General features: G+C 33.4%; 21 protein-coding genes. 5 read left to right on the forward strand and 16 right to left on the reverse strand.

Annotated elements, in window-relative coordinates; translation table 11 throughout:
- Together B5E87_RS14905 and B5E87_RS10465 are read right to left on the reverse strand one after the other, a co-directional pair.
- Positions 1 to 109 (reverse strand): transaldolase family protein (locus B5E87_RS14905; RefSeq protein ID WP_275112312.1); only part of this gene is annotated, 109 nt, incomplete at its 3' end.
- A gap of 10 nt (positions 110 to 119) precedes the next feature.
- Positions 120 to 2,531, reverse strand: a complete 2,412-nt coding sequence (locus B5E87_RS10465) for a glycyl radical protein (protein ID WP_087244872.1) — start codon at positions 2,529 to 2,531, stop codon at positions 120 to 122.
- Between the two features lie 180 nt (positions 2,532 to 2,711).
- Here B5E87_RS10465 and B5E87_RS10470 point away from each other — a divergent pair, with 180 nt between their 5' ends.
- Positions 2,712 to 3,608, forward strand: coding sequence for a glycyl-radical enzyme activating protein (locus B5E87_RS10470; protein WP_087244873.1), 897 nt, complete (start codon positions 2,712 to 2,714; stop codon positions 3,606 to 3,608).
- 17 nt (positions 3,609 to 3,625) lie between these two features.
- On the opposite strand, the gene B5E87_RS10475 is transcribed toward B5E87_RS10470, so the two are convergent.
- The 7 genes from B5E87_RS10475 to B5E87_RS10500 all read right to left on the reverse strand — a co-directional run bounded on the left by B5E87_RS10475 (position 3,626) and on the right by B5E87_RS10500 (position 8,298).
- Positions 3,626 to 4,372 carry a DeoR/GlpR family DNA-binding transcription regulator gene (locus B5E87_RS10475; RefSeq protein WP_087244907.1) on the reverse strand — a complete coding sequence of 249 codons (747 nt, stop codon included), beginning with the start codon at positions 4,370 to 4,372 and terminating at the stop codon, positions 3,626 to 3,628.
- 495 nt (positions 4,373 to 4,867) lie between these two features.
- The gene (locus B5E87_RS10480) at positions 4,868 to 5,233 is read right to left on the reverse strand and encodes a heavy-metal-associated domain-containing protein (protein WP_087244874.1); all 366 of its coding nucleotides are present in this window, start codon (positions 5,231 to 5,233) and stop codon (positions 4,868 to 4,870) included.
- On the reverse strand, positions 5,226 to 5,384 hold the full coding sequence (locus B5E87_RS15205; RefSeq protein ID WP_164483499.1) for a hypothetical protein: 159 nt from the start codon (positions 5,382 to 5,384) through the stop codon (positions 5,226 to 5,228). Before B5E87_RS15205 ends, B5E87_RS10480 begins: the two co-directional genes overlap by 8 nt.
- Entirely contained in the window at positions 5,385 to 5,579 is a 195-nt protein-coding gene (locus B5E87_RS10485) for a FeoB-associated Cys-rich membrane protein (RefSeq protein ID WP_087244875.1), read from the reverse strand. It abuts the gene before it with no gap.
- Positions 5,580 to 5,635: 56 nt separating this feature from the next.
- Complete coding sequence (feoB, locus tag B5E87_RS10490; protein WP_087244876.1) at positions 5,636 to 7,816, reverse strand: ferrous iron transport protein B; 2,181 nt, start codon at positions 7,814 to 7,816, stop codon at positions 5,636 to 5,638.
- A 15-nt stretch (positions 7,817 to 7,831) separates the two neighbouring features.
- Positions 7,832 to 8,050, reverse strand: a complete 219-nt coding sequence (locus B5E87_RS10495) for a FeoA family protein (RefSeq protein WP_087244908.1) — start codon at positions 8,048 to 8,050, stop codon at positions 7,832 to 7,834.
- Between the two features lie 35 nt (positions 8,051 to 8,085).
- A complete protein-coding gene (locus tag B5E87_RS10500) occupies positions 8,086 to 8,298 on the reverse strand; it encodes a FeoA family protein (RefSeq protein ID WP_204209694.1) in 213 nt (70 codons plus the stop codon).
- Positions 8,299 to 8,790: 492 nt separating this feature from the next.
- On the opposite strand from B5E87_RS10500, the gene B5E87_RS15590 reads away from it, so the two are divergent.
- Together B5E87_RS15590 and B5E87_RS10505 are read left to right on the forward strand one after the other, a co-directional pair.
- A complete protein-coding gene (locus tag B5E87_RS15590; protein ID WP_255374760.1) occupies positions 8,791 to 8,922 on the forward strand; it encodes a hypothetical protein in 132 nt (43 codons plus the stop codon).
- Between the two features lie 2 nt (positions 8,923 to 8,924).
- Positions 8,925 to 9,626, forward strand: coding sequence for a DUF1835 domain-containing protein (locus B5E87_RS10505; protein ID WP_158095603.1), 702 nt, complete (start codon positions 8,925 to 8,927; stop codon positions 9,624 to 9,626).
- Between the two features lie 47 nt (positions 9,627 to 9,673).
- On the opposite strand, the gene B5E87_RS10510 is transcribed toward B5E87_RS10505, so the two are convergent.
- The 7 genes from B5E87_RS10510 to B5E87_RS10540 form a co-directional block, all read right to left on the reverse strand.
- Positions 9,674 to 11,416, reverse strand: a complete 1,743-nt coding sequence (locus tag B5E87_RS10510) for an ABC transporter ATP-binding protein (protein WP_087244878.1) — start codon at positions 11,414 to 11,416, stop codon at positions 9,674 to 9,676.
- The gene (locus B5E87_RS10515; protein ID WP_087244879.1) at positions 11,417 to 13,219 is read right to left on the reverse strand and encodes an ABC transporter ATP-binding protein; all 1,803 of its coding nucleotides are present in this window, start codon (positions 13,217 to 13,219) and stop codon (positions 11,417 to 11,419) included.
- Positions 13,220 to 13,300: 81 nt separating this feature from the next.
- Positions 13,301 to 13,921: a TetR/AcrR family transcriptional regulator gene (locus tag B5E87_RS10520; RefSeq protein WP_087244880.1), complete on the reverse strand. Its 621-nt coding sequence runs from the start codon at positions 13,919 to 13,921 to the stop codon at positions 13,301 to 13,303.
- A gap of 190 nt (positions 13,922 to 14,111) precedes the next feature.
- Positions 14,112 to 15,074 (reverse strand): putative periplasmic lipoprotein, encoded by a 963-nt coding sequence (locus B5E87_RS10525; RefSeq protein ID WP_087244881.1) that lies wholly within the window; start codon positions 15,072 to 15,074, stop codon positions 14,112 to 14,114.
- A 104-nt stretch (positions 15,075 to 15,178) separates the two neighbouring features.
- Complete coding sequence (locus B5E87_RS10530; RefSeq protein WP_087244882.1) at positions 15,179 to 16,330, reverse strand: phosphoglycerate dehydrogenase; 1,152 nt, start codon at positions 16,328 to 16,330, stop codon at positions 15,179 to 15,181.
- A 5-nt stretch (positions 16,331 to 16,335) separates the two neighbouring features.
- Positions 16,336 to 17,421: a 3-phosphoserine/phosphohydroxythreonine transaminase gene (gene serC, locus B5E87_RS10535; protein WP_087244883.1), complete on the reverse strand. Its 1,086-nt coding sequence runs from the start codon at positions 17,419 to 17,421 to the stop codon at positions 16,336 to 16,338.
- A 183-nt stretch (positions 17,422 to 17,604) separates the two neighbouring features.
- A complete protein-coding gene (locus B5E87_RS10540; RefSeq protein WP_087244884.1) occupies positions 17,605 to 18,396 on the reverse strand; it encodes a PHP domain-containing protein in 792 nt (263 codons plus the stop codon).
- A gap of 104 nt (positions 18,397 to 18,500) precedes the next feature.
- Between B5E87_RS10540 and B5E87_RS10545 the strand changes: the two genes are divergently transcribed.
- Positions 18,501 to 20,168 (forward strand): glycoside hydrolase family 13 protein, encoded by a 1,668-nt coding sequence (locus B5E87_RS10545; RefSeq protein ID WP_087244885.1) that lies wholly within the window; start codon positions 18,501 to 18,503, stop codon positions 20,166 to 20,168.
- A 103-nt stretch (positions 20,169 to 20,271) separates the two neighbouring features.
- Positions 20,272 to 21,645 carry a leucyl aminopeptidase family protein gene (locus B5E87_RS10550; protein WP_087244886.1) on the forward strand — a complete coding sequence of 458 codons (1,374 nt, stop codon included), beginning with the start codon at positions 20,272 to 20,274 and terminating at the stop codon, positions 21,643 to 21,645.
- Positions 21,646 to 21,671 lie beyond the last annotated feature (26 nt).

Here is a 21,671-nt window from a genome sequence, read left to right on the forward strand (position 1 = left end):
GGCTTGTCTTCTTGACAATAGAAGGATTGCTTGTAACACCTACGATAGGCATATAAGCAACGGCTTCCTTAATTTCTTCTAAATCAACTGTATCAATAATAAATTCCATAATCTTCTCCCTATAAACTTTGTTCTGTTCTTCCAATAATATCATCTTGTGTTGCTTTTGATAACACATTAAAGAAAGCTGAATATCCTGCCACTCGCACAATTAAATCCTTATGCTTTTCTGGATGTTTTTGAGCATCAATTAAAGTTTCTTTAGACACAACATTATATTGAACATGATATCCTTCTAATCTATTAAAGAATGTTTTCATCAACATTTCTAATTTCTGTTTATTTTCTTCTGTTGATAACATCTGTGGTGTTACTTTCTGATTCAATAAAACACCACCCGTAATTTCATGAGTTGGTAATTTGGACACAGATTTAAAGACCGCTGTTGGACCACTTTTATCACAACTATGCGCTGGTGAACATCCTTCTGCCAATGGTGTATGAGCATGTCTGCCATCTGGTGTTGCCATCGTTCCAAATCCCTGCCCTACATTAGCGGAAATAGAGGATGTTCCAGCATAACGAATACCTCCAATTGGCCCTCTACCATAACGCGTATTTGGATACTTTTTCATTTCATCAATATAAGATGCATAGGCATCAACGACCAACTGATCCACTTCATCATTATCATTACCATATTTAGGCGCTTCTTCAATCAACATTCTTTGAATTCTTTGACTTTCTTCACTTTGAAAATCATCAACTAAAGCATCCCATAATTGTTGTTGAGTGATTTTCTTTTCATCAAAGACAAGTTTCTTAATTGCTGCCAGACTATCAGCCATATTCGCAATACCTACCTGCAATCCTGAAATGAAATCATAGACAGCTCCACCTTCTTTAATTGTCTTTCCACGACCAATACAATCTTCAGTAAGGGCTGAGCACAAAACATCAGGAACATCTTTTTCAGAAGCTAAATCAATTGCATTTTCAACAATCACACTCATACGTGTTAATTCTCTAACCACCTGATCCCATGCCTGCATCAATTCTTCATAAGATTTCATTTCTGTAAAATAACCACATTCTTTTACAAAACGTTTTCCAGAAGTCATATCCACCCCATTATTCATCGCAATTAATAAAATTCTTGGGAAATTCATATAACTCATACCTGTACAACGATAACCCCATTTTCCTGGCACTGCTGTTTCCACGCAACCAATTGCAGAATAGTTATAAGCATCTTCTTCTTTGACACCTTTTTCAATAAATGAAGGAATAATCACTTCATCATTATTAAAGGCTGGCATACCAGTTCCTAATTTCATCACTTCAATAGCTTCATCAAAGAATTCCTGATTGATATGAGCATGGTATCTCACCGTTAAGTTTGGCTGAGGCAATCTTGTTTGTGCCACTGACTTCAAAACTAAGAAAGATAATTGATTCACCGCATCTTTTTTATCTGTTGTCTGTCCTCCAATTGTCACATTTTGATACATTGGGCTTCCAGCACTTGAAAATGTATGAGCCTGACTACGGACTTTATTGATTGTGAGAGTTTTAATCCATAAATTTGTCAATAATTCAACTGCTTCATCTTCTGTGATAATATTGTTATCTAAATCATGTTTTAAATAAGGATACATATATTGATCAAAGCGACCATATGATAATGAATGTCCATTAGATTCAATCTGTAAAATCAATTGAATAAACCATACTGATTGAATCGCTTCATGAAATGTTTGAGCTGGCTGATAAGGCACTTTGTCACAAATACGACTGATTTCCAATAATTCTTCTTTTCTTTTTCCTGTTTCTTTTTCAGCTTTTTCTTTTGCTAGAACACTAAAACGCTTTGCAAATGTTTTGACTGCTTCAATAACAATCAATACTGCATTATAAAATTGATATTTATTAAGATTTTCAGGAACACATAAATCCAAATGATTTTTGATATCTAAAACTCTGTCTTCATAACCTTTTAAACCGATTTCTAAGACTTTTTGATATTCAACAGCCAAATGAGCATCTCCTGAATTCAGTTTTCCTTCCATACCAAAAAATCCTGTTTCCATAAAGACACTGACTTCTTCAGGAAGTAAAGCTTCACCTTTAGCTCTTAGATTATTATTTTCCCAAAATGGCGCAATAGAACGTAAAGCTTCTTTTGTTTCTTCTGTAATATAGAAAACATCTCCATCACGTTTTTCAAATGTATCTAATTCATCCATAACAAACTTCATTGTATACTCAGGAAAGATCGGTGCATCTTTATTTGATGAAGCCTGATTTCCTACAATTAAAGTTTCATCTTCAATATAAATAGACATTTTTTCCAATATGTTTTTTAACATATAGGCACGTTTCATGACAGGTGTCTGATTCTTATATTTCTCATAAGCTTCTGTCACAAGCAATGCACGCTGAGCATCAATATAAGGTTTCTTATCCAATACAGCTTCTCTAAAATGATTCATACGTGGTGTTAAATCACCAAAATGTTCAACATTCTTCATTTTTCTTCTCCTTTTTATTTCATTTGAAAGTTTTATGTGTTTCATTTTCAAATATATCTTAACATATATCTAATTAAAGTCAATATTTATTTGAACAAAAACATATTATATTTCATTTGAAACTTATTTATTTACTATTTAAAACATTTGTGATAACATATAGTCAAAAGGAGAATGACTATGACAAAAGGTATCATTTTTAATATTCAAAAATTTAGTATTCATGATGGCCCTGGTATCCGTACAACAGTCTTTTTAAAAGGTTGTCCATTAAGATGTGAGTGGTGTTCTAATCCGGAATCACAAAATGAAAATATACAGATTCTATGTCATCACGACACATGTTTACATTGTTGCCATTGTGTAAAAACTTGTCCTCAACAAGCAATCTCATTTCAGGATGGATATATCCATGTTCATTTTGATCAATGTATTGGTTGTTTACAATGTGTTCAGCAATGTCCTTCACATTCTTTATCATGTGAAGGAGAGTATCAGGACATTGATGAAATTGTTCGTATCTGCAAACAGGATCTTCCTTTTTATGAAGAATCTCAAGGTGGCGTGACGATTTCTGGTGGTGAAGGTATGGGACAACCCCAATTCGTTGAAGCACTCATTCAGGCATTAAAAAAAGAACATATCCATACTGCAATTGAAACAACAGGATATGTTCCAGAAGAAACATTTCAACATTTAGCTCCACAGTTTGACCTTTTATTATTTGATGTCAAACACCACGACAGTCAACAACATTTCTTAAAAACTGGCGTTCATAATGAACTGATTATAAAAAACTTAACCTGGGCTTTTCAACAGGGTATAGACATATTACCACGTATCCCTGTCATTCCTGATTTCAATTATTCTTTAGAAGATGCAAGAGGACTTGCTGGAATGTTACATAAGATTGGATTAAAACGTGTGCAACTCTTGCCTTTCCATCAATTTGGTGAAAAAAAATATGACATGTTGAATAAAGAATATACCTATAAAAATCAAAAAGCCCTCCATAATGAGGACTTAAAAGATTATCAGCAAATTTTTATTGATGAAGGTTTAGATTGTTTTATTTAGGAGCATTGCTCCTTTTATTATACCTTTTTGACAATCACATTTTGACTTTGTAAATATTCTTCACTTTCTTGAGGAATCATTCCATCTGTAACAACACAATAGACATCTTGTGTGGGCAATAAATTAACCAAACCTACTTGTTGAAACTTAGAAGACTCTGTCACAACAATCACATGAGCAGCCTGACGAGCCATATCTCGCACTGTTTCACTACGCATATAATCATTTCCAGTAAATCCCGTATTTTTTGAAAAACCATCTGTACCAATAAAAAACTTATCAACAAAGAACGCTTCAACGCAACGTCTTGTCATTGGACCTACAACAACCTGTGCTTCTTTTTGATATTCTCCGCCAAGTAAAATCAGTTTGACTTGAGAATATTGACGAATGTAATCAGCAATAAAAGAAGAATTCGTAATAATTGTAACATCTTTTTTTGTTGAAGCAATCTCTTGAGCTAGTAAGGCACAACAGGAACCAGATTCAATCATAATTGTTTCACCATCTTCAATCATCTGACAAGCTGATTTGGCTAATTGTTGTTTAATATCATAATGATAGGCTAATCTATTATTCATATCATCCTGTCCATTCAGCGTCGCAAAGCCATGTTCTCTAACAATCAATCCTTTTTTCTCTAGCATATCCAAATCTTTACGTATTGTCACTTGTGACACACCAAGATTTTGAGATAATTCTGTAACATCCACTTTATTCTTTTCAGTTAATAACTCCAATATTTTTGTATGACGCAATTCCATTTTCTTCATATTCATCACCTTAACATTTAGATTATCACATTCAACTTTCAAACGCAACTTTATATACCAAAGAAAAAAAGTAATCCGAAGATTACTTTTCATCATACACAAAATGTGTCTGTTAAAGGATAGAATATATCATAGTTACAAGTATGTCTAGATCTAATCTGGCTTTTTAATCTAAAATGACGATGAATAGGAGTATGAGGGCAACTATTTCTATCATTCATATCCTCTTTTATTCTTTATATATCTTTACACGCTTAGATATATCGGTTAGGATTTGCTAACTTTTAGATATTATTAATAGTTAGCTTTAACTAACTCTATAATCAGTATACTATATATAATAAATTTGTCAATAGTTTTTATGATTTTTTAATCAATAAATTCATTGTTTTCCTTGTTGATTCAGCTATCAAAACATATTAAAAAAGATGTTATAAAACATATCATCTATAACATCTCTTGATTATGATCCTCTTCAATACTTTTCTATGAACAACTTATTGATTGAATATGATAACCAGCACTTTTTACAGCCTGATATAGCTCATTATCATTGATTTCTCGATCATAGAAAATCGTCGCTGTCTGTGATTGAAGATCAACCTTTGCACTAACTCCATCAATCTTATTTATAGCATCCATGACCTGTTTGGCACAGTGATCACAATGCATTCCTTCAATTTTTAATAATTTCTTCCCAATAACAGGTGAAGTCAATTTCTTTTCTTGCATATCTAAACTTTCATGACTTCCTCCACAACATGCTCCTTCACCTTTAAAATGTTTTATACTTCCTTTTAATGCAAATCCTAATAAGACAATCACAATAATGATAATAATGGCATCAACCATGACGATCCCTTCTTTCCTGGAACTTTAAATCACGACGCTTATGAAACCACTTCTTTATTCGTTGAAATCCTAGAAAGGCTAACATTCCTATAATATAAACACCAATCACAATGATGAACATATAAAACATTGAACCTGTTGAATTACCCATCTATAATTTCCTTTCTTTTTTCATTTTATCAGCAAAATATGTTTCTTTTAAATGACTCAAATCTCCACACCCACTACATCCATCGCATATTCCACGACATCCATTTTGTGTCCCATTCTTCTTTTGACGATGTCGCTGAAAAATGACAAATCCACAATATCCTATTATTAATATAAGTACAATCATATCTGCCATTTCTTTCAACTCCTTTGATATGTCAAAACTGGACACCAAGGTATCCAGTTATTTGATTATGAATTCACTTGAACCGATCTTCTTGAATAAACTTTTTGATTTTTATATGGATCAGGTCTAAACAATAAGAATAATATCACAGCTGCTAAGACAAATGCAATAGCAGTCCAGATTCCAAAGGCTCCTCCCATCAGGAATGTTCCAATCTGATAAATACATAAACATACAACATAAGCGAAGACATTTTGGAAAATGATGGCAAACCAGAACCATTTACGAGATTGCATCTGTTGAGCCATAGTTGCAATAGCCGCAAGACATGGTGAATCTAATAAGTTGAAAATCAAGAATGATAAAGCAGATAAAGTTGTAGGGAACCATGCTTGGACACCTTGAGCAACATTGACTGCATCTTCGACATCTCCAGCAACATTCGCCAATAATCCCATTGTTGAAACAATCGCTTCTTTCGCTGTAAATCCTGAAAGCGAAGCAGCCACTGCCTGCCAGTTTCCAAATCCAAGTGGTGCAAAGATTGGAGCAATCAATCCACCAATCATTGCTAATAAACTATCGCCACTCTCTACTAGTCCAAATTGTCCATCTACAAATCCATAAGCACCTAAGAACCACATCACAACACAAGCTAAGAACAAGATTGTTCCAGCTTTAATAATAAATCCTTTTAATCTTTCCCATACATGTAATAAAACTGTTTTGGCAGATGGAATATGATATTGTGGCAATTCCATAACAAATGGTGCAGGTTTTCCAGAGAATGGTTTTGTTTTCTTCAAAATAATAGCAGCAACCAATACGGCAACAATTCCCATAAAGTACATCATTGGCGCAACAAATGAACTTTCTGTATATCCAGCTGCTTCTCCTGCAATCACACCACCCATCAGTGCAATAACAGGAAGCTTCGCACCACATGGAATGAAAGTGGCTGTCATGATTGTTAAACGACGATCATTATCCTGTTCAATTGTTTTAGAAGCCATGATTCCTGGAATACCACATCCTGAAGAAATTAATAATGGAATAAAGCTCTTTCCAGATAATCCAAAATGTCTAAACACACGATCCATCACAAATGCAATACGAACCATGTATCCACAATCTTCTAAAATGGATAGGAATAAGAATAAAATAGCCATCTGTGGTACGAAACCAAGTACAGCTCCTAAACCACCAATAATTCCATCGACAACAAGTCCCTGAACAACTTCTCCAGTTCCAATACTTGTCAAGAAAGATCCAACAGCATCCTGAATGGCCACAACAAAGACATCATTTGTCCAATCTGTCACCCAAGTTCCTACTGTTGTGACAGATACATAATAAACAATAAACATCACAGCAATAAAAATAGGAATACCTAAAATACGATTTGTCACAATTTTATCAATTTTATCTGATACTGTTAATTTTTCTCCACCTTTTTTTACAGTTGTAGAAATAATTTTTTGAATAAATTGATAACGTTCATCAGTGACAATACTTTCCATATCATCATCATGTTTCTTTTCCAATGCTTCACGTTGTTGATCAATAAGAGTTTTATTCTGAATTTGATTTCCAATACTTTCAACAACTTTACTATCATTTTCCAATAATTTAACAGCATACCATCTCTTTTTACCTTCACTTATAGAAACAGGAAGCAATTTTTCAACTTCTGCAATAGCTTTTTCCAATTCAGAAGAGAAGATATCTTTTGGTAAAGCCACTTCTTTTTTACGCGCAACTTTAATTGCTTCATCAATCAAAGCATTTAACCCTGTCTGTTTTAAAGCAGATGTTTCAATAATTGGACAGTTTAATAACATTGAAAGACGTTTTGTATCAATCTTGATATTTCTTTTTTTCAATAAATCTGCCATATTTAAAGCAATCACAACCGGTACCCCAGTTTCAATCAATTGTGTTGTTAAATATAAGTTTCTTTCAATATTTGTAGCATCAACCAAATTAATAATAACATCTGGATTTTCATTTAAAATATAATCACGGCTGACCACTTCTTCTAATGTATATGGTGAAAGAGAATAAATACCAGGTAAGTCGGTAATAATGATATCTTCATCTTTTCTCTTCCCTTTTAATTTTCCTTCTTTTTTCTCTACTGTAACACCAGGCCAGTTTCCAACATATTGGTTCGCTCCAGTAAGAGCATTGAACATTGTTGTCTTTCCACAGTTAGGGTTACCAGCAAGAGCAATTTTCATATTCATAATCCAATACCCCCTCTATTTCACTTGGACACACTGCGCATCCATTTTTCTTACAGATAATTCATATCCTCTGACTGTAATTTCTACAGGATCACCTAATGGTGCAACTTTTCTAATATATAGACTCGTTCCTTTAGTGATTCCCATATCCATGATGCGTCGTTTATAAGCACTGTCCCCTTCTATTTTTGTAACAGTGACTGTACTTCCAACTTTCGCTTCACTTAAATTCATCATCATCTCTCCTCCCTTTTCAAATACCCTAAAAGCTATACCATGATATGACGTGCCATATCTTTGTTAATGGCAATTCTAGAATCTTTAATATTGACAATGACATTACCTTCAATGGCAGATAAAACAGTAATTTCACTTCCAGCAACGAAACCAAGATTTTCCAAAAAACGCCTTGTTTCTTCATTGCCACCTATTCTGCGAATTGTATTCACTTCTCCAACACCAGCTAATGTTAATGGCATCATAATCATCCCTTCTTTATATTAGTGTATGCTAACTCTTTGTTAAAAATATAAGTTAGTCTTTACTAACCACATCATTAGAATACTCTCATTTCCTATCATTGTCAATATATATAAGCAAAAAAGTAGCTATTTTCATATATTCATGTATAATAATTTCTTTAGTTAACTTGATTTCAATTATCATTATATTCATTGAAAACCTCATTAAACATGCATTTTGTGATAAAATACTCTTATATGATAATTTTGTTATTCTTATTTCGACATTAAAATGTCATATATTAAATCAGTATTTCATATCATTTATTAATATAATGTTCAACTATTTAGTATTCTAAATCACACACCCTCATCTTTTATAAACCCAAAATATTCTATTTTATAAGTACTTAGAAGATTATAAAGCAAGAAAAAATAGAGTTAACCATGGCCAACTCATAATATATGATAATATTGTAAAAGCTTTTACACCATATTTAGGAGGAAAATTTTATGAGAACAAACAAATTTACAAAAGGGCATAAAATCAAATGTACATTAGATTATACAGTGTCTTTAGTTAGTGGTCGTGTCCTTAATGGTGGACATATTACCAATACTGAACATGTCACAATTGTAAGATGATTATGTTAGAATTATGTTTTGATATCAATACATATCATATTTTGAAAATTCTTCAAGCTGAAAATGTTATTGATTCTTTTCATCGGATTATATATTTATATGATGATTTATCCATTGGTTCTTTGAATGTTAAAAATCTAGGAGAACGTATAACTTCATTACAAAAGTTAAAAGTCAATTATGATTTTCATAGGATGATTAAAAATTATAAAGACATATTATCACAACTCAAAAATCATCAGCAAATCAGAATATGGACTTCATCTTATGCCCATGAAAAAATAGGATTTTATATTATATGCTATATCTTATATCAATTAAAACTTTATGATAAACAGATATATTTATGTCAATCTGCCAAACTTCATAACAACAAATATGTAACGATGTTTTTAACTGCACCTGATGATTTTGTAACCTTGATGAAAAAAGCTGAAATCATAGACCCAAGTCAATATATCAAATTTGCTGAAAAATTGATTCAAGAAAATGCACCCTTAAGATTAAAAATAAATAACCAAATTGTTTCGGTACAAATTAATTATTTTGATAATATGATTCTATCATACAGAGAACAGTTCCCAAATATATCTAATCAAGATTTATGCAGTCACATATTATTTGATTATCATAAACAAAATTTTGCATTGATGAGAGATGATATGATATTGAATAGAATAAAATATTTGAAAAACAATCACTAGTTAAAAAGTCCTCACATAGTCAAATCAACTATATGAGGACTTTTTTATTAATCAATTTGCCATTGAGCACTCTCATTTTGTAAATCAAGCATATGACGATAGAGTCCATTTTGCTTATATAATTGTTCTGGACTTCCTTCTTCTTTCACTTTTCCATCTTCTAAAACAATGATTTTATCTGCAGATTGAACAGTTCGCATACGATGTGCAATAACCAGCACAGTTTTTTTGGCTAATAGTCTTGATAAAGCTTCTTGAATCTTTGTTTCGTTTTCAACATCAAGACTAGCAGTTGCCTCATCTAATAAAATGATAGGTGCATCTTTTAAAAGTGCTCTTGCAATTGAAATTCTTTGTCTTTCTCCTCCAGATAGTTTTGCACCATTTTCACCAATAAGGGTGTCATAACCATTTGGTAGTTTTTGAACAAATTCATCACAATTTGCCGCTTTTGCAGCTTGATATACTTCTTCGTCCGTTGCGTTTCTTTTTCCCAGACGAATATTTTCTTTAATGCTGTCATCAAATAAAACAACGTCTTGAAATACCATGGAATAGTCACTCAACAAAACTTCAGGATCAACTTCATTTATGTCAACACCACCAACTGTTATCTTCCCCTTTTGAACATCAAATAGACGTGCAGCTAGTTTAGCACAGGTACTTTTACCAGAACCAGACGGTCCAACTAAAGCCGTCACTTCACCTTCCTTTGCTGTAAAACTGACATCTTTTAAAACATCTTGTAGATCATAGGCAAAGGAAACATGATGAAACTCAATGTTATGTCCTTTTGGTTCAAAGGTTTCTTTTCCTGACGCAACAGGTGTATCATAAATTTCCATCATACGATTTGCTGATACCTGTGATACAAACATCTCTGCAATTAATGCTAAACTTTGGTCAAATGGTGCATAAATTCTTGTAATAACCAACAAAAACATAAACAGTATCATGAAGTCAACTTGCCCTTGAACAATCAAATGTGCTCCAACCAAAATTGTCGTTGCTACACCTAAACGCATGATAACACTTGCAGCATTCACAAATATACCCGCCACAAGTTCTCCTTTTACCATTACCTTTTCATGCTCATCAATTTTTTGATATAGACCTCGAAGATAAGTCTTTTCTTGATTTGTAGCTCTAATTTCTCTAACATTTTCTAATGTTTCCTGGATTCCATCAGATACCTTAATTGCAGCTTGTTTAAGTTTTTCAGAGACTTTTGAAGTCCATTTGCGTGAACCAAACAAAAGTCCAAATGCGACAGGTACACCCCAAAGACAGGCTATCGCTAAACGCCAATCATAAATAAATAGGAAAACAGCAATAATACCAGTTGAAATATAAGATCCATACAAATAACCTAAAACATGTGACCAGACATGTTCCATACGATTGACATCTCCCATGATTGTTTCTGTTAAATCAGCAATATCCTTTTTATTAAAATATCCTAAAGGTAATTGACGAAGTTTTTCAGCCAATGCAATTCTAGTAGCTTTTACTTCCCCATAAACAAGTCCATAAGTGGCTGTATACTGTTGAAGATGCGTTACAAATGATAAGAATACAAATGCAACTAATAAAATTAAAATTGTTATTGTATTCATTTCTGTTTGATTACCAATAAAAACTGCCGCCAAATCTTTCATCAGTAAATATAATACACTGACACCACCCATAACAACAATATTTACTATAACTGTCCAAAATGTTCCCTTTTTGACATTCTGAACGCCTTTCTCTGTTAAGGCATATTTTCGCTTAAAATTTTTTCCAAACATCTACGCTGCCTCCTTTCCACTTGTGATTTTCCATTTCACTGCTTGATTATAATCAGTCCACATCTTATGATATAGACCATTTTTATCTAATAATTCTTTATGAGTACCTTCTTCAATTATATGTCCCTCTTCTAAAACAATAATTTTATCCGCATTGACAATAGTTGATAAACGATGAGCAATCATGATAACTGTTCGATCTTTGCATAAAACACTAAGAGCTTTTTGAATTAAAACTTCATTCTCAGGATCAGCAAATGCAGTAGCCTCATCCAATACCACGATTGGAGCATTCTTTAAAATGGCACGAGCTAAAGCGATACGTTGCTGTTCCCCTCCAGAGAGATAAGTACCTTCACTTCCAATGATCGTATGGACACCGTTCGGTAGTTTATCAATAATATCCTTACATCTTGCAGCCTTTAATGCATGCATAACATCATCATCTGAGGCGTTAGGATTAGCAATTTTAACATTTTCCAAAATTGATGTTTTAAAAAGCTTTGTATTTTGGAAAACAAAAGCAACCTGATCCATGAGAACATGCTGGTCAATTTCTTTAACATTAACATGACCTACCTCAACTACACCCTCGCTTACATCCCAGAATCGTGGAATCAAACTGGCAGCCGTTGTTTTACCACCTCCTGAGGGACCAACAAGTGCAACAGTTTGACCTGGTTCAACTCTAAAGGATATATGTGATAACGCAGGTGTCCTTGAGCCTTCATAGGTAAAACTGACATCTTTGAAAATCACGCTATTGTCTTCTGGCATTTTTGGATGAATACACTTTTCAAGTGTTGGTGCTTTCATTACTAAATCAATACGGCTTAGTGCTGTACTTGCCAGCATAATGCCCGATGATGCAAACATAATCTTTGCCAATGCAGTCGAAATGATAGCAGAAAAAACAGCATAGAATACGAAATTTATGACAAGATTGCTGAAGTTCCCATCATGTAATGTACTTGGAACTAGAAAAATGACAAGTGGTACTAAAAAGATAAAGGCTCCTTCAGTAAATGTCAGGTTAATTGATTGGGGAACACGACAAACTTCTCCCTGATAATATTCAGCCTTATTGCTATATTCTTCAATTGCTTTTTTAAAAGTCTTAAATGAATAAACTGTCTGTTGAAAAATCTTAACAACCGGAACACCTCTGACATACTCTGTTCCTGCTTTTGTCATTCTATCCTGTGCAGCCTGATATTCTTCCATCAGTTTAGCATTTTTACCTCCCATCATGGAAAACATAGCAACGATGGATATAACCGCTGATAATAGACAAGCCGCTCCCATACGCCAATCAAATACAAACATTAAGATGACCATACCAGCAAATAACACGATTGTTCCAATGATATCCGCCAAATTGTGTGCCAAAAGCGTTTCCGTATCATTAGCAGCACTATCAAGTCTTCCTCTAATAAGTCCCGAAGCATTATTATCAAAATAACCAAGAGGTGCTTTCATGATATGATTCATCCCAATTTTTCGAATATTCTCCGCAGTTCTAAAAGCTGCCAAATGGGTACATAACAAACCAATAAAATAAAGCACAATCCCCAGCATAGCAAAGCCAAAGGCAATCCATCCATAGGTTTGGACATTTTGAACTTTGCTGAAATTTGGCATTGCTACAATCAAATCTCTCACAACAAGCCAAATACAAACATATGGCACAATACTACAAAACATCGAAATTGCTGACAAAGCAAGACCAACAAAAGTCAATGCTTTATAGTTTCCAGCATAAGCTAATAAAATTGATATTGTTCTCTTTTTCTTATCTTTCATCTTATCCCTCCTGTATCAACGCTCACTGTTGTTAGCATAAGCTAACTGTAGAGGTAAAAAATTGCAGGTTGCTGCATTCATTTATTTTTCTTCCATTAATGCTAACCAACCAGCAGTATAAAATGCTCGAAGTTGTCCTACATCACGCATAGCTTGATTTTTGGGAATATCATGAATAACAACTTCAAAGATTCCTCCAAACATGCCACTTGCAATAATATGACATAAAGTCCTGTCAAGTCTAGGTACCTTATGTCCCAATTCTCTAAGAACATCTATATATTTAAGCGTATATTCCACTTCAACCTCAACAATGTTATGAACAAAATTTTCATAACTTGTACCTTCTGCCTTTAATAATAAAAGTTTGAACGGTTCTCGATGATCACAGATATAATCAACCATCCAGTCTACACATGCGCTCGATTCGATTCCCATATGTGAAGGTTGTTCATCTTTTGGCAAATCAGCAAATTGGAGTTGTGCTTGCATGAAATGGGCCATCAAAGCCTGTGCATGAGGTTCGACAATCGAAGCGAACAAAGCCTCCTTACTAGAAAAATACCCGTAAAATGCCCCTGTTGTCACCCCGGCATGTTTAACAATTTGGCGTAAAGAAGCTCCTCTAAATCCTTTTTCCAAAAACTCATCAATAGCCGCCTGTTGAATTTTATTCAGTGTCAAATTTGATGTATCTTGCATTTCTACCTCCATATGTAACAGTGTTATATAACACTGTTATAATACACCTATATTCTTCTTTTTGTCAAGGAAAAATAAAAACACGTCCCTGTTCATCTCTTATTTGACAAACCAGAATTGACTAAAAAATCTATTATTGATGTTCATGAAAAGACTTGAAAATTCTCCACTTTCAAGTCTATACGCTTCTTTAATTTTGGGACTGATAAATTTCAAATACATCTCCTTCTACAAATAATGTCATTGTCCCCTCTGTATCAGCCTGAGTTTTTAAAATAGGCATAGCCAAATAAAGCGTTCTTGTCTGTCCCGCTAATATACTGCCACTTTCTGAAATTGATTGATGATCCTCACTCTCTAAAATAATTTGAGAATGAATGATTTCATCATTCATTTGATATTCACAATAAATATACTCTGCAGGATCTATATCCAGGGATGATTGATTTTGAATTTCTAATGACAACACAACAAAAATCTGGTCTTCACGATCGGTAGGATGATAACTATAAAAGAATCCTTTTTGTGATGGCTCAATACGTTCACTTTCCTGGCAATCTAATATGGTGATTTGTAAATTGGAACAGTTTATCACATCACCAATAGACTTCACTTGATTATCTTCCTGTACTTCTTCTAAAGAAAAAGTATATTGATAATCTTTTTGGTTCATAACTTGAAGAGCTAGCTGTGCCTGTTGTTTCGTATTATTTTTGGCGACTTCACAATAAAGATGTATATAGCGTTCTTCTTGTGGTTTTAAAGTATCTGTGGTACTCATTTGTGTATAATGGATTGATTCTATAGCCAACTGAACATCATGTTTTTCATTATTTAATTCAATGTTTCCACTATATAAATCTGATAACTCATACTCATTTTCTGATAAATTATGAGTTCTCACGATAATATCAATAAATATATGTTGATTATCCGCTGGCTTTAAATATTGATATGTTCTATTTTTATTAGCAGGTGCAATCTCATCGGTCAATGACGTTTTTATCATTTCAAATTCCAACTGATTATCAATTGTATAAACCTCTGTCATTTCCAGCTCTGTTTGTGTTGGTGTCACTTTTGTTTCCGTCGATTTTGGAGAAGAGCACCCTGATAGCATGAAAGCTACCAGCAAAATGATTATTTTCTTCATAAATATCAGTCCCCTTTGACAATATTTTACCATAAATGAATCTTTTAGCAAAAAAAAATAATCTCTTCTATAAATAAAAGGCTAAGTCAAAATTTGATTTAGCCTTATTTAATCACTCTTACTCTAATAACATTTTCTAAAGTTTCTAATTCTTCTAACCCTGCAATATCTTGTGTATCAATCATTGTATAAGCATACTCACCCTTAGCTTTATTGACCATATTTTCAATATTGATATGTTTATTCGCAAGAATTGTCGCAAATTGAGCTAACATATTAGGAACATTTTTATGAATTAAACAAATACGATATTGTGTTGTGCGTGGTTCTTTCACTGAAGGAAGATTCACAGAATTTGTAATATTTCCATTTTCTAAATAATCCATCATTTCTCTAACAGCCATGATTGCACAATTATCTTCTGATTCAGGTGTAGACGCACCTAAATGAGGCATCACAATCACATCTTTTTGATCAATGATATCTTCTGTCGCAAAGTCTGTTATATATTTTTTGATTTTCCCCTGAGCAATTCCATCTAGAATATCCTGAGAGTTCACCAAATCTGCTCTAGCAAAGTTCAGAATACGAACTCCATCTTTCATTTTTTGAATACTTTCTTGATTGATCATTCCTTTTGTTTCTGGCGTACTTGGCGCATGCAATGTAATATAATCACATTCAGTGAAAATCGTATCAACATTTTGAGCATTTTTGACCCATTTACTCATACCCCATGCTGCATCTACTGAAATATATGGATCATAGCCATAGACTTCCATCCCTAACTTAATCGCTGCATTCGCCACATTGACTCCAATAGCTCCTAAACCAATAATCCCTAATTTCTTACCATCAATCTCAGGACCTACAAACTGACTTTTCCCCTTTTCTACCAGTTTTCCTACATTTTCCTGTCCTTTTAAAGTTTTGACCCAGTCAATGCCTTCAACAATCTGTCGTGAAGATAAAAACAAGGCACATAAAACCAACTCTTTAACAGCATTCGCATTTGCGCCTGGTGTATTAAAAACAACAATCCCCTGTTCACTGCACTTTTCAATAGGAATATTGTTGACACCTGCTCCTGCACGTGCAATAGCTTTTAATGATTGTGGAAACTCATAATCATGTAACGTAGCAGAACGGACAAGAATTCCATCTTCATCCTTCTGATCTTCTCCAACAAGATAATCCTGATTAAATAACGCTGTCCCTACTGAAGAAATCTTATTCATTAATTTGATTTTATACATTTTCATCACCTATTTTCTTCTTCAAATTTTTTCATAAAGGCAACTAATGTTTCAACGCCTTCTTTTTCCATTGCATTATAAATAGAAGCTCGAATACCTCCTACAGAACGATGACCTTTTAAATTCGTCATCCCTGCTGCTACTGATTCCTTCACAAACTTTGCATCTAAATCCTTATTAGGACAAGTAAAAGTCACATTCATTAAAGAACGATTATCTGGATCACTATGCGCAATATAAAAGTCTGACTGATCTAAATAATCATATATTAACTTTGCTTTTTCTTCATTTCTTTTTTTCATAGCTTCTAACCCACCTAAAGAATCAATCCATTTTAAGACTTCTCCTAATACATAGATTGAAAAAGTTGGTGGTGTGTTATACATAGAATCATTTTGAGCGATTGTATCATATTCCATCAGCACTGGAATTTTTTCCTGATGGTCCTTGATTAAATCTTCTCTGACAATCACAACTCCCAATCCTGCAATCCCCATATTTTTCTGTGCTCCAGCATAAATCATGCCATAATCATTCACATTGATTGGCTGAGATAAAATATTAGAAGACATATCAGCCACAATAGGTATTCCATGTGTATCTGGAACATACTTCCATTCCGTACCATAAATGGTATTATTTGAACATAAATGCACATAAGAAGCATCTTCTCTTATATCTAATTCATCTTGAGTTGGAATATGTTTAAAGTTCTGTGCACTGCCATCATAAACAATATGCACATCACCAAATTTCTTTGCTTCCTGAGCAGCTTTCTTTGAAAAAGATCCTGTAATGATATAATCAGCTTTTCCATTTTTCATCAAATTCAGTGGAATCGTTGAAAATTGTTGTGTCGCCCCACCTTGAATAAATAATATCTGATAATCATCAGGAATATTCATTACCTTTTTTAACATAGCTTTTGTTTCATTAAAAATGTCAAGATAGGATGATGATCGATGACTCATTTCCATTACGCTCATCCCACTATCGTTATAGTTCAACATTTGAGAAGCGATTTTTTCTAATACAGATACAGGTAATGTTGATGGACCTGCTGAAAAGTTATAAACTCTTTTTGTTGTCATATCGACACCCTCCTTTTTAAAATATTGATGTCATTATATATGATTTATACAAATTTATCAAATGATTTTATAATTTTTCATAATTTGCAATTATTTTTATATAAATTGTATACAATTTCATCCATTTATCACCCATCCTTTAAACTATATTCATCTTTATAACAAAAAAGAACTAGCTTTTCACTAGTTCATCTGTAATGTTGCTTCACGAATATAATTGCCTACATCCTGTGGCTGATGAGCATCAGAAGCATAAATCAAATCCACATGATTGTCTTTAAAAATCTGTAAAAGTTCCTGAGATAATCCCATATCCGGATGATGATAACGATAATAACATCCCACATTGTTTTCAGCTTTCATATGATGTGCTTTTAAAAGCTCTGCCATCTTTTGATAAGTTGGCTTTAAATCATATGTAGGATAGATCTGAAAAAGTTTAATCGTATCTGGATGTGCCAGTTGGGTAAATAATTGTGATTCTATTAATTGAAAGACAAGTTCGTAATAACGTTTATAGATATCATTGGCATCATAGCGATTCCATAATAAATCTTTTGAAAAACTCATATCATATAAGATACCATCAATAGAATGAATAGCACCTACCAGAAAATCAAAAGAATATTGTCCTAATAATTCTTTTAAAAAGTTCTCATACTCTGGAACATAACAGACTTCTAATCCATATTTCACTTTAACAGGCAAGTCCATTTGTTGGATATCTTTCATTAAATCAATGAAATCACTTAAATGATCTTTAAATTTCATGTCTTTATTTGCTAACCATGTCTTTTGTACATCGTATTGTTTGAGTCTTTCATAGATAGGTTCAAATTCAATAAAACGATGTGTATGATCTAAAATCTGAATTTCATCTAATCCTTTTTGATGTGCTGCTTCTACAAATTGTAAAACATATTCTTTTGTGAGTGGCCCATTTTCTAGATGCATATGTCCATCAATATACTTCATTATTTCATCAACTCCTTTGATTTATTATATGAAGATATTTGAGATTTGTAAAATCTTATCATCAATTATTTTTTCATGATATAATCATTTTAGAGGTGATCAATATGCCACAATGGTGGAAAGAAGAAATTGTTTATCAAATTTATCCAAAAAGTTTTCAAGATAGTAATCATGATGGAATCGGTGATATTCAAGGAATCATTCAAAAACTTGATTATTTAAAAGATTTAGGTGTCACTATGCTTTGGATTTGTCCTATTTATTGTTCTCCTATGGATGATAATGGCTATGATATTGCTGATTATTATCAGATTCATCCTGATTTTGGAAGTATGAAAGATGTCGATGAACTGATTGTCAAAGCGAAAGAAAGAGATATCAAAATCATTATGGATCTTGTTATTAATCATACATCCGATGAACATGCCTGGTTTCAGGAAGCATTAAAAAATCCTGATAGTCCTTATCGACAATATTATATTTTTAAAGAAGGTCAAGATAACCAGCCTCCTACAAACTGGCGTTCTGTTTTTAGTGGTTCTGTTTGGGAAAAAGTCCCTCATGAAGATAATATGTATTATTTTCATTCTTTTTCTAAAAAGCAACCTGATTTAAACTGGGAAAATCCACAAATGAGAGAAGACATCTATCGCATGATTAACTGGTGGTTAGATAAAGGAATTGCAGGATTTAGAGTAGACGCTATTAACTTTATAAAAAAGGATCAATCCTGGCAAAATGGTCCTGTTGATGGCGCAGATGGACTCTCATCATGTTTTGAATTCACAAGAAATCAGCCCGGTATAGAAGTCTTTTTCAAAGAATTGAGAGAAAAGACATTTGATATTCATCATTGTATGACAGTGGCGGAAGCTGTGGGTGTTCCTTATGATCAGCTAGGCATTTTTATCGGTCAAGATGGATGCTTTTCAATGATGTTTGATTTTAATTATTCACATATTGATATTACTGAACATGAAGAATGGTTCCCACTTCAAAATTGGACAATGCAGGAATACAAAGAAAAGCTCTTTTTAAGTCAAAAGGAAATCTTTAAAACAGGATGGTGTGGAACTTTCCTGGAAAATCATGATATGCAAAGAAGTTTAAACAGACTTATTCGTAACCCTCAAGAACGTACGCCAAAAGCCGCAAAAGCTTTAGGTCAAATGTTTATGTTTTTAAAGGGGACTCCTTTCATTTATCAAGGCGAAGAAATTGGAACCATCAACAATCATAGACTTTCTATCCATGATTTTGATGATCTTAATTCACATGCTCAATATCGTAGAGCTTTACAGGAAGGTTATAGCGAAGAAGAAGCTTTAGATTTTGTCAATCGTCGCAGTCGAGATAATACCCGTTCTCCTATGAGCTGGAATTCACAGTTATATGCAGGTTTTAGTGATGTTCAACCTTGGCTTACGAATAATGAATATTATCAAGATATTAATGTTGCTAAACAGGTGAATGATCCTGATTCTGTTTTATCTTATTATAAACAGATGATTGCTTTAAGACAGAATCCTTTGTATCATCAAACACTCGTATATGGAGATTTCATTTCATTAGAAAGTGAAGAATATGTGATTGCCTATATGCGTCAAGATGATCAACAGACAATCTTATGTATTCAAAACCTTCAAAACAAAGAAACTCATTTTCCTTTATCTTCAAAAGCTCAAGTTCTTTTATCCAATGATCAAGTCAATATTCAAAACCAACAATTAAAACTTTCTCCATATCAAGCAACAATTCTACTTATTAAATAGAGGCCTTATGAGATAGAACATTCTATCTTATAAGCCTTTTTCACAAAAATCATCATTTCACTTGAAATAGTGATAAAATATATATCATAAGGAGGATTGTTTCATGAAACAGTTAAAACAACCAGACAATAAAATAATGATTTATCCGATCTATCATCATCAAAGTGTCTTGAATGATATATGTGATACCTTAGGATATGATATCAACACAATCATTAATAAAGACTTCAATCAATCCACAAAAGTCTATACACTTGGAAAATATGATTTCACTTATATTCTTTTTGTTGGTCTTGGTGATGTCAGTGAACTAACGACTGCCAAACTTAGAAAGTTAGTTTTGAATATTTCAAAAAATATTAACGAGCCTGTTCAGCTGATGACTGATCATCTTGATGAAGGTATTGACAAGCATGCCTTTGTCAGAATATGGGTAGAATCACATATCATTGCCCAGTATCAGGAATGCAAGATTGGACATGATGCGAAAATGATAACTGATTTGGATATTGTATCATCAGGATATGTTGAAAAGGATATTGAAACAGGAAGAATCTATGGAGAAGGCATCAACTATGCCAGAAGACTTGCCGATACACCATCCAATCTGATGACACCAGAAGACATGGTCAAAGAAGCTATCGAACTGGCTAAGGCGTATAACATTGAATATACAATACTCAACAAGAGTGCCTTAGAGGAAATGAAAGCAGGAGGCATTCTGTCCGTCAATCAGGGAAGTCATATACCTGCCTACATGATTGTATTGAAGTATACGCATAATGGAAATGCACCGCATAAAGCCGTGATAGGAAAAGGAATCACATTTGATTCAGGAGGATACAACCTGAAATCAAACAGCTATGGCATGAAGTATGACATGTGTGGAGGAGCAGATGTTTTAGGAATCATGAAGATTCTTGCTGGTATCCAAGCCAAGACAAATGTTTATGGAATCATTCCAGTGACAGAGAATCTGGTGAATGGAAAAGCCTATAAACCACAGGATCTCATCACAACACTATCAGGAAAGACAGTCGAGGTCGTAAGCACAGATGCAGAAGGACGACTGATCTTATGTGATGCTATCACATATGCACAAAAATTAGGAGCTAGTCATCTTATTGATTTAGGAACTTTGACTGGTCCTGCTCTAGGAGATGTTTATACAGGTGTTTTCGCTAATGATGATGCCTATTATCAAGAATTTGAACAAGCCATGAAAGCAGCTGATGAAAAGGGATGGCGTTTACCAATGGACGAAGAATACCTTGAAAAACTCCAATCCAACAGTGCTGATTTCAAAAATGTGCCGATGACTTTTGGTGGAGAAGCCAGCGGGGCAGCCTGCTTGTTGAATGAATTCGTGGAAGATGGAAACAAATGGATTCACTTAGATATTGCAGCTACTGCTAAAACGCCTGATGGCGCAACTGGTGCTATGATCAGAAGTATTGTTGAATTATTAAAACCATAAAGATGATGAAAAACCAATGAGGCTTA

This window comes from Massilimicrobiota sp. An142 (assembly GCF_002160725.1).
Classification (GTDB): Bacteria; Bacillota_I; Bacilli_A; order Erysipelotrichales; family Coprobacillaceae; genus Allocoprobacillus; species Allocoprobacillus merdigallinarum.

Excerpts from the sequence above, each read along its gene's own strand:
- B5E87_RS10465 (WP_087244872.1), bottom strand. The coding sequence starts at position 2,531 with ATGAAGAATGTTGAACATTTTGGTGATTTAACACCACGTATGAATCAT.
- B5E87_RS10470 (WP_087244873.1), top strand. The coding sequence starts at position 2,712 with ATGACAAAAGGTATCATTTTTAATATTCAAAAATTTAGTATTCATGAT.
- B5E87_RS10475 (WP_087244907.1), bottom strand. The coding sequence starts at position 4,372 with ATGGAATTGCGTCATACAAAAATATTGGAGTTATTAACTGAAAAGAAT.
- B5E87_RS10480 (WP_087244874.1), bottom strand. The coding sequence starts at position 5,233 with ATGGTTGATGCCATTATTATCATTATTGTGATTGTCTTATTAGGATTT.
- B5E87_RS15205 (WP_164483499.1), bottom strand. The coding sequence starts at position 5,384 with ATGGGTAATTCAACAGGTTCAATGTTTTATATGTTCATCATTGTGATT.
- B5E87_RS10485 (WP_087244875.1), bottom strand. The coding sequence starts at position 5,579 with ATGGCAGATATGATTGTACTTATATTAATAATAGGATATTGTGGATTT.
- feoB (WP_087244876.1), bottom strand. The coding sequence starts at position 7,816 with ATGAATATGAAAATTGCTCTTGCTGGTAACCCTAACTGTGGAAAGACA.
- B5E87_RS10495 (WP_087244908.1), bottom strand. The coding sequence starts at position 8,050 with ATGAATTTAAGTGAAGCGAAAGTTGGAAGTACAGTCACTGTTACAAAA.
- B5E87_RS10500 (WP_204209694.1), bottom strand. The coding sequence starts at position 8,298 with ATGATGCCATTAACATTAGCTGGTGTTGGAGAAGTGAATACAATTCGC.
- B5E87_RS15590 (WP_255374760.1), top strand. The coding sequence starts at position 8,791 with ATGAGAACAAACAAATTTACAAAAGGGCATAAAATCAAATGTACATTA.
- B5E87_RS10505 (WP_158095603.1), top strand. The coding sequence starts at position 8,925 with ATGTTAGAATTATGTTTTGATATCAATACATATCATATTTTGAAAATT.
- B5E87_RS10510 (WP_087244878.1), bottom strand. The coding sequence starts at position 11,416 with ATGTTTGGAAAAAATTTTAAGCGAAAATATGCCTTAACAGAGAAAGGC.
- B5E87_RS10515 (WP_087244879.1), bottom strand. The coding sequence starts at position 13,219 with ATGAAAGATAAGAAAAAGAGAACAATATCAATTTTATTAGCTTATGCT.
- B5E87_RS10520 (WP_087244880.1), bottom strand. The coding sequence starts at position 13,921 with ATGCAAGATACATCAAATTTGACACTGAATAAAATTCAACAGGCGGCT.
- B5E87_RS10525 (WP_087244881.1), bottom strand. The coding sequence starts at position 15,074 with ATGAAGAAAATAATCATTTTGCTGGTAGCTTTCATGCTATCAGGGTGC.
- B5E87_RS10530 (WP_087244882.1), bottom strand. The coding sequence starts at position 16,330 with ATGTATAAAATCAAATTAATGAATAAGATTTCTTCAGTAGGGACAGCG.
- serC (WP_087244883.1), bottom strand. The coding sequence starts at position 17,421 with ATGACAACAAAAAGAGTTTATAACTTTTCAGCAGGTCCATCAACATTA.
- B5E87_RS10540 (WP_087244884.1), bottom strand. The coding sequence starts at position 18,396 with ATGAAGTATATTGATGGACATATGCATCTAGAAAATGGGCCACTCACA.
- B5E87_RS10545 (WP_087244885.1), top strand. The coding sequence starts at position 18,501 with ATGCCACAATGGTGGAAAGAAGAAATTGTTTATCAAATTTATCCAAAA.
- B5E87_RS10550 (WP_087244886.1), top strand. The coding sequence starts at position 20,272 with ATGAAACAGTTAAAACAACCAGACAATAAAATAATGATTTATCCGATC.